Source organism: Mesorhizobium sp. RCAM 06353 (assembly GCF_059683585.1).
The window spans coordinates 4192026-4205303 of the sequence record NZ_CM185031.1 but is presented as its reverse complement, the minus strand read 5'-3'; the positions used below and the strand labels follow the sequence as shown (position 1 = coordinate 4205303).

The 13278-nt window shown below is 63.2% G+C and carries 12 protein-coding genes and 2 tRNA genes; 10 read left to right on the top strand and 4 right to left on the bottom strand.

The features are described from left to right. Nucleotides 1–22: 22 nt before the first annotated feature. Together AC56QX_RS20290 and AC56QX_RS20285 are read right to left on the bottom strand one after the other, a co-directional pair. Complete coding sequence (locus AC56QX_RS20290; protein WP_497110210.1) at nt 23–1480, bottom strand: NAD-dependent succinate-semialdehyde dehydrogenase; 1458 nt, start codon at nt 1478–1480, stop codon at nt 23–25. 178 nt (nt 1481–1658) lie between these two features. Further along, entirely contained in the window at nt 1659–2609 is a 951-nt protein-coding gene (locus AC56QX_RS20285; protein WP_497110209.1) for an AEC family transporter, read from the bottom strand. A 111-nt stretch (nt 2610–2720) separates the two neighbouring features. On the opposite strand from AC56QX_RS20285, the gene AC56QX_RS20280 reads away from it, so the two are divergent. From AC56QX_RS20280 to AC56QX_RS20270, 3 genes are all read left to right on the top strand, one after another. Then, a complete protein-coding gene (locus tag AC56QX_RS20280; RefSeq protein WP_497110208.1) occupies nt 2721–3941 on the top strand; it encodes a caspase family protein in 1221 nt (406 codons plus the stop codon). Continuing rightward, nucleotides 3826–5742, top strand: a complete 1917-nt coding sequence (locus AC56QX_RS20275; RefSeq protein WP_497110207.1) for a tetratricopeptide repeat protein — start codon at nt 3826–3828, stop codon at nt 5740–5742. Before AC56QX_RS20280 ends, AC56QX_RS20275 begins: the two co-directional genes overlap by 116 nt. A gap of 99 nt (nt 5743–5841) precedes the next feature. Then, nucleotides 5842–6390, top strand: coding sequence for a histidine phosphatase family protein (locus AC56QX_RS20270; RefSeq protein WP_497110206.1), 549 nt, complete (start codon nt 5842–5844; stop codon nt 6388–6390). On the opposite strand, the gene AC56QX_RS20265 is transcribed toward AC56QX_RS20270, so the two are convergent. After that, nucleotides 6387–6857, bottom strand: a complete 471-nt coding sequence (locus AC56QX_RS20265) for a hypothetical protein (protein WP_497110205.1) — start codon at nt 6855–6857, stop codon at nt 6387–6389. The two genes, AC56QX_RS20270 and AC56QX_RS20265, sit on opposite strands and share 4 nt — an antisense overlap. Next, entirely contained in the window at nt 6854–7126 is a 273-nt protein-coding gene (locus AC56QX_RS20260) for a hypothetical protein (protein WP_497110204.1), read from the bottom strand. The genes AC56QX_RS20265 and AC56QX_RS20260 overlap by 4 nt, the downstream gene beginning before the upstream one ends. A 254-nt stretch (nt 7127–7380) precedes the next feature. On the opposite strand from AC56QX_RS20260, the gene AC56QX_RS20255 reads away from it, so the two are divergent. The 7 genes from AC56QX_RS20255 to AC56QX_RS20225 all read left to right on the top strand — a co-directional run bounded on the left by AC56QX_RS20255 (nt 7381) and on the right by AC56QX_RS20225 (nt 13274). Next, a tRNA-OTHER gene (locus AC56QX_RS20255) sits at nt 7381–7456 on the top strand. A 2-nt stretch (nt 7457–7458) separates the two neighbouring features. After that, nucleotides 7459–7527, top strand: a tRNA-Leu gene (locus tag AC56QX_RS20250). 370 nt (nt 7528–7897) lie between these two features. Beyond that, nucleotides 7898–9040, top strand: coding sequence for a slipin family protein (locus AC56QX_RS20245; protein WP_497110203.1), 1143 nt, complete (start codon nt 7898–7900; stop codon nt 9038–9040). Nucleotides 9041–9272: 232 nt separating this feature from the next. After that, on the top strand, nt 9273–9554 hold the full coding sequence (locus tag AC56QX_RS20240) for an acyl carrier protein (protein WP_010909964.1): 282 nt from the start codon (nt 9273–9275) through the stop codon (nt 9552–9554). 56 nt (nt 9555–9610) lie between these two features. Next, on the top strand, nt 9611–10801 hold the full coding sequence (locus AC56QX_RS20235) for a beta-ketoacyl-ACP synthase (protein WP_497110202.1): 1191 nt from the start codon (nt 9611–9613) through the stop codon (nt 10799–10801). Between the two features lie 50 nt (nt 10802–10851). Continuing rightward, nucleotides 10852–12129, top strand: coding sequence for a beta-ketoacyl-ACP synthase (locus AC56QX_RS20230; RefSeq protein ID WP_497110201.1), 1278 nt, complete (start codon nt 10852–10854; stop codon nt 12127–12129). Between the two features lie 116 nt (nt 12130–12245). After that, entirely contained in the window at nt 12246–13274 is a 1029-nt protein-coding gene (locus AC56QX_RS20225; RefSeq protein ID WP_497110200.1) for a zinc-binding dehydrogenase, read from the top strand. The last annotated feature ends 4 nt before the right edge of the window (nt 13275–13278 follow it).

Below are 13278 nucleotides of genomic sequence, written 5' to 3'. Positions count from 1 at the left end.
TGCCAACCTCAGGGCCAGTCTATCAGAGGCCGAGGCCGCCGATGCACACATATTTGGTATCGAGGTAATCCTCGATGCCCTGATGGCCGCCTTCCTTGCCGAGGCCCGATTCCTTGACGCCGCCGAACGGCGCCTCGGGCGTGGTGATGAGGCCTTCATTGACGCCGACCATGCCGTATTTCAGCCCTTCCATGACGCGGAAAGCGCGGCCGAGGTCGCCGGTGTAGAAATAGCAGGCGAGGCCGAATTCGGTATCGTTGGCGAGCGCGATTGCTTCCGCTTCAGTCTCGAACTTGAACACCGGCGCGACCGGGCCAAAGATCTCTTCCTTCATGAAGCGCATCTTGGGCGTCGCGTTGGCGATGACCGTCGGCTGGAAGAACGAGCCCCCCAGCGCATGGCGCTTGCCGCCGGCGACGATCTTGCCGCCTTTGGAAGTGGCGTCGGCAATCAGCTCCTCGACCTTCTCGACTGCCTTCTCGTCGATCAGCGGTCCCTGCTGGACGCCCTCTTCGAGGCCGGAACCGACCTTCAGCCCATTGCTGGCGGCGGCGAGCTTCTCGACGAACTTGTCATAGACGCCGGCCTGAACCAGGAAGCGGTTGGTGCAGACGCAGGTCTGGCCGGAGTTGCGGTACTTGGCGGTAATGGCGCCGGCGACGGCACGCTCGAGGTCGGCGTCGTCGAAGACGATGAATGGCGCGTTGCCGCCGAGTTCCATCGACACTTTCTTGACGGTCACCGACGACTTCTGGATGAGAAGTTTGCCGACCTCGGTCGAGCCGGTGAAAGTGATCTTCGACACCAGTGGATTGGCGCAGATTTCGTCGCCGATCTCGCTGGCCGAACCGGTCAGGATGTTGACGACGCCCTTGGGGAAGCCGACTTCCTCGGCCAGCGCGCCCCAGGCGAGACCCGAGTAAGGCGTCTGCGAGGCCGGCTTGACGACGGCGGTGCAGCCGGCAGCGAGTGCGGGACCGAGCTTGCGGGCCAGCATCGAGGACGGGAAATTCCACGGCGTGATGGCGGCGATGACGCCGACCGGCTCCTTGGTCACCAGGATGCGGCGGTCCGCCCATGGCGAGGGCACGACGTCGCCATAAGTGCGGCGGCCTTCCTCGGCGAACCAGAGGATGTAGGCCGCGGCAGAGCCGATCTCGCCCTTCGATTCGAACAGCGACTTGCCCTGTTCGATGGTCAAGAGTTCGGCCAGCACGTCCTGATTGTCCATCATCGCGTCATGCAGCTTGCGCAGCAGCTTCGAGCGCTCGAGCGCGGTGGTCTTGCGCCAGGTCTTGAAAGCCTCGGCGGCGGCTTCGATGGCGCGGCGGGTCTCGGCCTTGCCCGACTTCGGCACGGTGCCGATCTTGAGGCCGGTGGCCGGGTTGTTGACGTCGACCGTCTGGCCGCTGTCGGCCTGCACCCATTCACCGTTGATGAGATTGGCCTGCCGCATGAAATGGCTGGTCTTCTGAAGCATGGTCTAGCCTCCGCTCGGCGCACTGACGGGCCGGTATCTGGATTTTCTTCGATGGACGTGCCCGATGGTATCGAGGCCGGGACACTGGAGCCAGTGCTCTTTACCTAGGGCGAGCCACGCAATCAATTGCAAGATGGCATATAGGCTTTAGGCCAGCGCGAAACCAGCCGAAGACGAACTAGCCGTAGACGTGAAGAACTACGGTCAGCCAGAAAGCAGTGGTGACGGCGGCGCAGGCGGTGGCGATGGTCATCTGGTTCGATGCCAATGCCTGGCCGGTGTTGAACTGCACGGCGATGAGATAGGAATTAATGCCGGACGGCAGCGCCGCCACCACGACGGCCACCTTGGCCGTCATCGGCGGCAGGCCGAGCAGCCAGACGAAGACGAGCACCAGCGCCGGCATCAGGAACAGTTTCAGCACCGAGAGCGCCAGTGCCGGCCGGACATTGCCGGAAACGCCGAAGCGGCGCAGGCTGAGCCCCATGGCAAACAGCGCCACCGGCCCTGCCGTGTCGGCAAGCGCATCGACCAGCCGCATGAGGAGGTCCGGCAGCGGCAAGCCGCTGAGCCGCCATGCCAGCCCGAGCAGGATGCCGATGATCAGCGGATTGATGAACAGCCGTCTCAGGAAACTGCGGATGACGCGCAACGGATGGACGGGGTCACCCCCGCTGCGGCCGAACATCTCGAACAGCACGATCGAGGCCATCATCATGACAGGCAGATGCACGGAAACCAGCAGCGACAGCACTTCGAAGCCGCTCGGGCCGAATATCCCAAGAATGAAGGGAGCGCCAAGCAGCACGACATTGGAATAGGCCGACGACACGCCGCCGACAACACCGGCGCGGGCGTCGCGTCCGAAGATCCGCGTGGTGACAAGATGGCCTGCGGCCCAGGTGATCGCCACCGCCGTGAAATAAGCCCCCCACAGCGGCCATGGCGCGACGCCGTGGAAATCGGCATTCACCATCGTCTGGAACAGAAGCAGCGGCATCGCCACAGAGACCGCGAAGTCCGATATCCCCTCGCCGCTTGCCGGTCTGAGATAGCCGGTCAGCCCGGCGAGATAGCCGAGCGCAACCAGGCTGAAGACGAAAAGCACGGTTTCTGTGAGCGGAGACATTTTTCAGGGATAGGCGAGCCACGCGCGCGGCGCAATCGCGCCCGAATTTGATCATGGTATACTGGCAGCGTTATAGAGGGTTTGGAATATCAGGGCGGACACCAACGACAAATGACCTTTGTCGAAACCTCGGAACGCAATCTTTTTGCACGGATGTGGCTGACGGCTTTCGTCGCCGCACTGTTTTGTTTTGCCGCGACGGCGCTTGCACTTGCCGAGACCAAAAGCCTGAAGGGCGTGGCGCTGATCATCGGCCAATCGAACTACGAGCACATCGCCGCCCTGCCCAACCCGGCCAACGACGCCCGCGACATGGCCAAGATGCTGACCGACCTCGGCTTCGACGCCCGCAATGTCACCGATCGCGATGCCGCCAAGTTGAAGCGCGACCTTGAACGCTTCGTCGAGGATGCCGAGGGCGCCGACGTCGCTTTCATCTACTACTCCGGCCACGGCATAGAGGCCGGCGGCGAGAATTATCTGGTTCCGGTCGACGCCGACGTCTCGTCGCTCAAGGACGCAGGCCAAGCCCTGGTGCCGATATCAGCCGTCATGGATGAATTGAAGAAGACCGTGCCGGTAACAATCGTGCTGCTCGATGCCTGCCGTACCAATCCGTTTCCGGCCGATGCTGTGGTCCGGCGCGCACCAACCGCTTCTGCCGAGCCGATAGGTGCAGGCGGGCTGGAGCCGGTGCGCGGCGCCAAGGCGCTCGCCAATGCGTCGGCGCAAGATGCGAGCCTCGGCACGGTGGTCGGCTTCGCCGCCGAACCCGGCCGCCCGGCGCTCGATGGTGCCGCCGGCGAAAACAGCCCCTATGCGGCAGCCCTGCTGCGCCATCTCGCGGCGATGAAAGGCACCGAATTTGGCTCGGTCATGCGCATGGTGACGGAGGAGGTCTATCTCGACACCAAGGCCAAGCAACGCCCCTGGGTCAATGAAAGCCTGCGCCGGCTGCTCTATTTCGGCGTGGCGCCACCGGAACCGACCGGCGACGACGGGCTGATCACCGGTGAGCGGCGGCAATTGCTCTTGACCATTTCCGACCTGCCCGACCCGAAGCGGGCGCAGGTGGAACTGGCCTCGCTGCAGGATGGCGTGCCGCTCGACGCGCTCTATGGCGTGCTCAGGGCCCTCGGCACGGACAAAATCCCTGAAGATCCGACCGACCTGCAGAAGGTGTTGGACGGCCGAGGCCGAGCGCCTGAAGAAGATGATGTCCGAGCGCGCGGCACTGCGCACCGACGATCCGGAGATCAAACGGCTGGTTGCGTCCGCCGACAAGGCCATCGGCCAGGGCGCCATGGTGACGGCGCGCAAATTCCTCGATGACGCGGTCGGCAGGGTCGAGCAGAACAGCGATGCGGTTGACGAGGCCGAGGACCTGGTCCGGCAGAAACGCATCGCCGACGCCTCGATCTATGCCAAGCGCGCCGACGCCGCCGCACTGGTCTTCGACTACAAATCCGCCGCCAATGATTACGCCAAGTCCTTCTCGCTGGTCGAGAAATGGGACGACAAGCTGCGCTGGAACTACAAGAACCAGGAAGCCGAAGCGCTCAACTCCTACGGTTACGCCACAGGCGATCTCGATGCACTCCAGCGCGCAATCGAAGCCTATCACGTCATCCTGAACTTCATTCCCAATGGCGAGCAGAACCGCGACTGGGCAATCACCCGCAACAACATGGCGGTTGTGCTGCAGACCATCGGTGAGCGAGAGACCGAAACCGCGCATCTGGAAGAAGCAGCGCAGATTTTCAGCGATTCGCTCGTCGTCTTCGAGCGTGAGAAGGACGACCGCAATTGGGCCGCCGCGCAGAACAATCTAGCCAATGTGTTGTTGAAGATCGGCGAACGCGAGAGCGACCCGAAGCGCCTCAACGAGGCGGTGGCAGCGATGCGTGCCACGCTGGAAAAGCGACCGCGCGACAAGCTGCCGCTCGACTGGGCCGCTTCGCAAAACAATCTCGGCCTGGCGCTCTTTGCGCTCTCCGAGCGTGATCCCGCCGGCGAGCATCTGAAGGACGCGGAAGCCGCCTACCGGCTGGCGCTCGAGGAATACACGCGCGAGAAAGCGCCAGTGGAATGGGCGATGGTCGAGAACAATCTCGGCAACACGCTGGTGACACTTGGTATCCAGCTCAACGACAAGGGGAAGATCAACGACGCAGTCGATGCCTTCCGCGCGGCGCTGAAGGTGCGAACCCGCGAAACTTTCCCGGTGTCCTGGGCGACCAGCCGGCTTAACCTCGGCAACGCGCTGAGCGGTGTCGCCCGCTTTGATATGGGCACGGACACGCTCGAAGAGGCCGCCGCGGCCTATGACGACGCCCTGACGGTGTTTACCCGGCAGCGCTTCCCGATGGATTGGGCGTCGGCGCAGAACAATCTCGGCTCGATTTACCAGACGCTTGGCCAGCGGACCCGCGACGCGGCGAAGCTGGAGCAATCGGCGGCAGCGTTTCAGGCGGCGCGGCAGGTCTATGTCAGGCGGAAGTTTCCGCAGGATTGGGCCATGGGCTACTACAATCTCGGCAACACGCTGCAGCTGCTTGGCGGCGTGACGGACAAGCCCGAGCACTACAACGAGGCGGTCGACGCCTACGGCAATGCCTTGCGCGAGTACAAGCGCGAGACAAACCCGCGGCAATGGGCGCTGGCCCAGGCCGGTCTCGGCTCGACTTTGCACTGGCTGAGCATGAGCAATGCCGATCCGAAAACCTTGCGGGATTCGATCGCAGCCCGTCGGGCGGCCCTCGAAGTGCTGACCATCGAGACGGCGCCCGTCGACTGGGCCAACGCCCAGAACGGCATCGGCATGAGCCTGCTCAACCTCGGCAACATCGAAAGGACCGGCAAATATCTCGACGAGGCCGAGGCGGCGTTCACGGCGACGCTGAAAGTGTTCACCAGGGAAAGCCAGCCCATGCAGTTGGCCTTCGAGCAGAACAATCTCGGCGACATCCACTGGAACCGCGCCAGCTATGGCGGCGGCAAGGCCGAGTATCTCAAGGCCATCGACTTCTTCGAGAACGCCAAGCAGGGTTTTACCGAAGCCGGCTACACCCTCCCCATCCCGCTTACCGACCAGAAGATCGATCTGGTGAAGAAGCAGATCGCCAAAAAGTGAGGCGGGGGCGTCTGCAACGCCCGCTTGTCTTTGTGCCCGCTTTCCAATCCCTATATGCGAAGGACCGGAACCCGATGTCGGGCTCCTGGAAGGACTGCGATGATTCGATTTGCCCTGGCCTTGTTCCTGCTCGTCATTCCCGTCGCGGCCCATGCCACGGATGCCGGCTGGGCGCTGCTGCGCGATGGCGGCCATGTCGTGCTGCTGCGCCATGCCATGGTCACCGGCACCACCGATCCGGCCAATTTCGACATCGACAGCTGCACCACCCAGATGAACCTGTCGGCGCGCGGCAAGCAGCAGGCGAGCAAGATCGGCGCCTTGTTTGCCGCTCGCGCCGCGCCTATCGAGCGCGTCCTGTCCAGCCGCTATTGCCGCTGCCTCGACACCGCGCGCATCGCCTTCGAGGCCGAGCCAGAGCTGTTTGCGCCGCTCGATCTGCTGAAAGGCGACGATGCCAAGAAGGCAGCGCAGATCGCCGCGATCATGAAGGAAATCCGCGCCTATTCCGGCTCCGACAATCTGGTCATGGTCACCCACCTGGAAGACATCGTGGCGCTCACCGGCATCTCGCCGCGCGAGGGCGAGGCCGTGGTCGTCGAACCGCAAGGCGACGGTCTGCGCGTGCTCGGCCGCGTCACCTTCTAATGATGGCCAGAGCCAACTGACGTCTCAGTGAGCAGCCACGCATCGATGCGGACTTTCCACGTCTCGATCATGTGCGCGAAGACATCCTCCGTCAGTTCAGACAGATAGGATTCTCCCGCCGCGTTCAGAGCCGTGAACGTATAGGCAATCGATGCTTCGGTGCCGCCATCGGCAGCCGAACGGCAGGCCACTTCGACAAATCCGAAACGCGAGTCCGGCGTGACCCTGACATAGCGGACACGATGCGCGGTTGGATCCCAATCGGCGCAGGCCCACAGCGTCGCCTCATCGCCGTGGACGGTTCGGAAAACCATGCCTTGCCGCGTTTCTCCACCTTGCGGATGCAGAAATTCCGGATCCCAGCCCTCCACCCACAAGGTCTCGCCGATCGGCGTGAACAGCGGGAAGACGCGGCCGACCGGACCGGAAAGGACGATGCTGTGGCTGCGTTGAAGATGGCTCGTCATCCGCCTTCCCTTTCCATTCCGTCAGAGGGTGGCGCTTCAGCCAGACGGTGGCTGTCCGCCGCGCCAAGTTCCAGCCCATAGATGCGCTTCAATTGGCTGATCGTTTCGAGCGTCTCCGGTGAAAACGGCGCCTGCCCTTCGAAAGCATGCAGCACGATGCCTTCGATGAGATCGCCGAGGCTCATGTCGCGATGCTCGGCCAGGGCCTTGAGCACCTTCACCAGCCGTTTCTCCAGCCGCACGCCGGTCTGTATACGTTCGATGTTCATAGCACATCGTACCATGGTACATTGGTACAAACAATATGCGGGCAGACGCCGACCGGCACTGTTGCCGAAATGCCACCGCCGAAAGAAGCCGCAAATTCGCCCCGACAATGCCGCTTGCGACAACCCGTCGCAGGCTCTATAGCCGCGCTCCCGGTCACGAGAACCGGAGCGAGCACAACGGCTGGAGCTTTCGTCTCCGCCCGTGCAGGCGGCTTTGCCGCCCTGTATACGGCGCCGCTTTGGGGATTGGGATCGCGGATGTAGCTCAGTCTGGTAGAGCGCCGGATTTGGATCCGGAGGTCGCAGGTTCGAATCCTGCTGTCTGCACCACGGATAGCTCAGTTTGGTAGAGCATCAGATTTAGGTTCTGATTGTCGAAGGTTCGAATCCTTCTCCATTGGCCTGATAAGCCAGCACCCTGCCACGGTGTTATCTGAAAAACGGTCCGGGGACTGGAATGCTGAAGACCCGACGGACAGCCTAAGCCTTCGGGCCAAGGCCGTTTCGAAGGTCCGACGCCATCGGCTCGCGGCCAGGTCCGCGGTGATGATCAAGGCGCAGCGTCGCCGGCAAGGCAGGCCAAGGCTTGCCGAGCCCGCTTCGCTGCCCCGCGATCCGCTCCCGAAGGCCCGCCACGGATCGATGCCACCAGTCCCCGGATCATTCGTGCCCGGACTATGACGCTAGAGACGATGTGAAATGAGAAACGAAGGGAAGATCGACGCATGAGTTGACGCCTCGCATGGGGCCATGCCCGACAGGAGTAAGACAATGACTGTTCTCGACAAGGTTCTTGGACGCGAGCGCGTCCTCGTAAGGGAAAACGAACGTGCCCTCACCCTCTACAAGGGGGAGATCAAGGCTGTCCTGCTGCCGGGCGAGCATTGGCTCGCCAACCGGTACGGAAGCCTCGAAGTGTCCCGGCACGATCTGAAGAACCCGGAATTCGTTTCGGCATACGAGAAGGCGTTGTTCGACAAGCTCCCGGATGTGGCCGCGCGTCATTTCACCGTCGTTCGCACCGGGCGCACGGACGTCGCCGTCATCGAGCGTGACGGCAACCTGCATGCCGTTCTGGCGCCGGACCGCAAGCTGGTGCTGTGGACGGATGCCGGGCCGTGGAAGGTGACGATGGTCGACACTTCGGCCGACCTCGCCATCGATCCGGCTGTCATGCGCCGGCTGGGCCAGGCCCGGAAGGCGGAGTTGATGTCCGTCTACCCGGTTGTCGACGGCCAGGCGGGGCTGCTGTTCGTTGACGGTGTCCTGGTCCGGACGCTGGCTGCGGGCGTGCATGGCTTCTGGAACGTCGGACGGATGGTGCAGGTCAAGGTCGTCGACCTCAAGCGCCAGTCGCTCGACGTCGCCGGGCAGGAAGTGCTGACCAAGGATCGGGTCACGATCCGCGTCAACATCGCTGCTGAGTATCGGGTCGTCGACCCGGTCAAGGCGGTGAGCGCTGTGAAGGACTTCTCCGAAGCCCTCTACCGCGCCTTGCAGTACGCCTTCCGCAAGACGCTTGGCGGGCTGACACTTGACCAGATCCTTGAAAAGAAGGTGACGGTCGATGAGGAAGCTGCGGCCAAGGTCCGTGCCGACATGGCCGAGATCGGGGTCGAGGTCAGCGATATCACGCTCAAGGATGTCATCCTGCCGGGCGAGATGCGCGAGATCCTCAACCAGGTGGTGTCGGCCGAAAAGCAGGCCGAGGCCAACGTCATCCGCCGCCGCGAGGAGACGAACGCCACGCGTTCGCTGCTCAACACGGCCCGGGTGATGGCGGAGAACCCGGTGATGCTGCGGCTGAAGGAGCTCGAGGCTCTGGAAACCATCGCCGGTAAGGTCGAGCGGCTGACTGTCCACAATGGAACTGGCGGGTTGCTGAACGACCTGGTGAAGCTCCGCGAGAGTTGATGCATGTCGCCCAAAAGTGGTTGCGGTTTTGGGAAACGACATGCATCGAAACAAGGACTGACGTAACGGTAACGGGAAGGGCCGCCGGGTTGACCGGCGGCCCTTCTTGCGTTTCCTAGGCACGCTTCCCATCTGCGCCCGGACTATCAGGCCTTTTCCTGCCGGGAAAAACCGATTAGACAGCGCCCAAACAAGATGCGGACAGATTCCGCCCGCAAAGAAGGAAAAGCCCTTGTCCACCACGTTCGACAAAGTCGCCAAGATCATTGCCGACACCAGCGAGATCGATATCGACACCATCACGCCCGAGAGCCACACGATCGACGATCTCGGCATCGACAGCCTCGATTTCCTCGACATCGTCTTTGCCATCGACAAGGAATTCGGCATCAAGGTGCCGCTGGAAAAGTGGACCCAGGAAGTCAATGACGGCAAGGCTTCGACCGACGATTACTTCGTCATGAAGAACCTGTGCGCCAAGATCGACGCGCTGGTCGCCGCCAAGACCGCCTGACGTCAGTTGAGCGCGCGATCTTGACGCGCTCTGCCGCCTGACCCACAAAGCCGCTCATGAGCAGCCCCCGCGACGTCGTCATCACTGGTATCGGCCTTGTCTCCTCGCTGGGAGAAGGCCCTGAGGCCCACTGGCAAAAGCTGGCGCAGCCAGGCCTGCAGCCGGTGCTCGAAGCCGCGCGCTTTGCGCCCTACACCGTCCATCCGCTGCCGGAAATCGACTGGAACCTGCAGATCGCCAAGCGCGGCGACCAGCGGCAGATGGAAACATGGCAGCGGCTCGGCACCTATGCCGCCGGCCTTGCGCTGGACGACTCCGGCATCAAAGGCAATGACGAGCTCTGCACAACCATGGACATGGTGGTGGCCGCCGGCGGTGGCGAGCGTGACGAGGCGGTCGACGCCGCCATTCTCGCCGCTTCGGAAAGCCGCAACGACCGCGACGTGCTTCTCAACGAGAAGCTGACCACTGAACTGCGGCCGACGCTGTTCCTGGCCCAGCTCTCCAACCTGCTCGCCGGCAACATCTCGATTGTCCACAAGGTGACCGGCTCGTCGCGCACCTTCATGGGCGAGGAAGGTGCCGGCGTCGCCGCCGTCGAAACGGCTGCCGCGCGCATCCGCTCCGGCCAGTCGACGCACATCCTGGTCGGCGGCGCATTCCAGACCGAGCATTCCGATATGCTGCTTGGTTACGAGCTTGCCGGCTATTTGCATCGCGGCCCCTGGAAACCTGTGTGGCAAAGACAGGGTGCTGAGGGCGGCGGCGTCGTGACTGGATCCGGCGGGGCCTTCCTGGTGCTGGAGCACCGCGAACACGCGACAAGCCGCGGGCGCAAGATTTATGCAGAGCTCGGACCGGTGGTCTCCGGCCGCGCTAGGCGGCCACGCGGAGAGCTCGATGCCGAGATCGCCGCGCTGCTCGGCCAAGCGGCGCTGCCGAACGGCAGGCTGCTTGCCCTGTCGGGCGCCTCGGGCGCGCATGCCGCAACCACCGCCGAGAAGGCAGCGCTCGATGCCAATCCGGCCATTGCCACACGCGGCTTCTCGACGCTGACCGGACACATGAAGGAAGCGCAGTTTCCGTTCGCGGTGGCGCTGGCGGCACTCGCCGTCGACCGCAAGGCCGCCTACCCTGTTTTCGATGCCGCAGCCGAGAAGCCATTCGAAGGCGTTCCAGCGACCGTCCTTGCAACGGCGATCGGCTATCACCAATTCGAGGGCATGGCGCTGGTCAATGCCGCGTAACGCGGCGCTGCGCGAACCATGCTGCAACGATAAACACTCGAGGGCTCCAGATGGCCAATCTGAACGATCACATGGGCAGGCCAATCGTCGCCGTCACCGGCATCGGCGTGGTCACCTCGCTTGGCGTCGGCAAATCAGACAATTGGGCGGCGTTGACCTCCGGCAAGTCGGGCATTCACCCGATCACCCGCTTTCCCATCGATCAACTGAACACCCGCATCTCAGGCATGGTCGATTTCCTGCCGTCGAGTTCGAAAGGTGCCAGCCCGCTCACCTATGAGCTAGCCGAGCTTGCGGGCCTCGAAGCCGTGACTGAAGCCGGTCTTAATTCCAGCGATTTCGGCGGACCGCTCTTCCTCGCATCGCCGCCGGTCGAGCTCGACTGGGCCGAGCGCTTCTCGCTCTACAATTCTGGCAAGGACAAGGATGACACCGCCGCCGAAAGACTGCTTCGGGTGGCGCGTAGCTTGAAAGAGCTGGATATTTTCGAGACCACCCAGTTCGGTTCGATCGCCGACCGCCTTGCCGACCGCCTTGGCACACGCGGTCTGCCGATCACCCTGTCGACGGCTTGCGCTTCGGGAGCCACCGCGATCCAGCTTGGTGTCGAGGCGATCCGACGCGGCGAATGCGACCGTGCGCTATCGATCGGCGCGGACGGTTCTGCGACCGCCGAGGCATTGATCCGTTTCTCATTGCTTTCGGCGCTCTCCACGCACAACGACATTCCCGAAAAGGCATCGAAGCCTTTCTCCAGGGATCGGGACGGCTTCGTGTTGGCCGAGGGATCCGGGGCGCTGGTGTTGGAATCGCTTGAGGCGGCATTGGCTCGCGGCGCGACTATTCTCGGCGTCCTGGGCGGTTGCGGCGAGAAGGCCGACGACTTCCACCGCACCCGCTCGAAGCCGGACGCTTCGCCGGCCATTGCCGCGGTTCGCGCCGCCCTCGCCGATGCCGGCCTGAGTGAAGACGAGATCGACTATGTCAACGCCCATGGCACGTCGACCCCCGAGAACGACAAGATGGAACATCTGGCGCTGTCGACCGTGTTCGGCGAGCGCATAAGCTCTATGCCGGTCTCGTCGAACAAGTCGATGATCGGGCACACACTGTCCGCGGCCGGCGCTGTCGAGGCGGCGTTTTCGCTGATGACGATGCGTGAGAGCGTCATTCCGCCGACCATCAACTACGACAATCCCGACCCGGCGATCGTGCTCGACGTGGTGCCCAACAAGAAGCGCAATGCCGAGGTTCGCAGCGTTCTGTCGAACTCCTTCGGCTTCGGCGGCCAGAACACTTGCCTTGTCATGGCGCGGGAACCGGTCTAAGCGAGCGCTTTCCGCCAATGCATGTCGCGCAAAAGTGAACTCGGTTTTGCGACAACGACATGCATAAAACAACGAACTAAAGCGCAACGCGCTTTAGAACAGAACCGGCAGGTTTTATGCGCGCACTGCAACTTATCGAGGACCGCCGTCTTGAAACGGTGGACCTGCCGCCCCCGCCACCACCCGCACTCGGCGAAGTCACGCTGCGCATCAAGGCGGTGGCGCTGAACCATATCGACGTCTGGGGCTGGCGCGGCATGGCCTTTGCCAAGCGCAAGCTGCCGCTGGTCGTCGGCGCCGAGGCTTCCGGCGAGGTCGAGGCGGTCGGTCCCGGCGTTTCCAGCCTGCTGCCTGGACAATTGGTGTCGATCTACGGCGCGCGCACCTGCGGCCTCTGCCGCGCCTGCCGCGAAGGCCGCGACAATCTCTGCGAACATGTTTCGGGCGTCCACGGCTTCCATCTCGACGGCTTCGCCCAGGAGAAGATCAACCTGCCGGCGCGCCTGCTCGTGCCTGCCCCGCCAGGCGTGACCGACATCGGCGCTGCTGTCGCGCCGGTCACCTTCGGCACCGTCGAGCACATGCTGTTCGACAATGCCAGGCTTCAGCCCGGCGAAACCATCCTCGTCCATGCCGGCGGCTCCGGCATCGGCTCGGCGGCGATCCAGCTGGCCAAGCGGATGGGCTGCACCATCATCACCACGGTCGGCTCGAACGACAAGATCGACAAGGCCAAGGCGCTGGGCGCCGACCATGTCATCAACTACCGCGACGACCGTTTCGAAGGCGTCGTGCGCAAGTTGACCAAGAAGAAGGGCGTCGATGTCGTGTTCGAACATGTCGGCGCCGACACCTTTGCCGCCTCGATGCTGTGCCTGAAGCGCGGCGGTCGCCTGGTCACCTGCGGTTCGACCTCGGGCGTGTCGACGCAGATCAACCTGATGCAGCTCTTCCAGCAGCAATTGAAACTGCTGGGATCCTTCGGCTGCCGCATGGAGAACATGGCCAACGCCATGCAGAAGATGGCGGCCGGACAGGTCGCGCCGGTCATCGACACCGAGGTCGGCTTCAGCGATATCGATGCCGCGCTGAAGCGCATGGAAGGCCGCGACGTCTTCGGCAAGATCATCCTGCGCGTCGCCTAAGGCC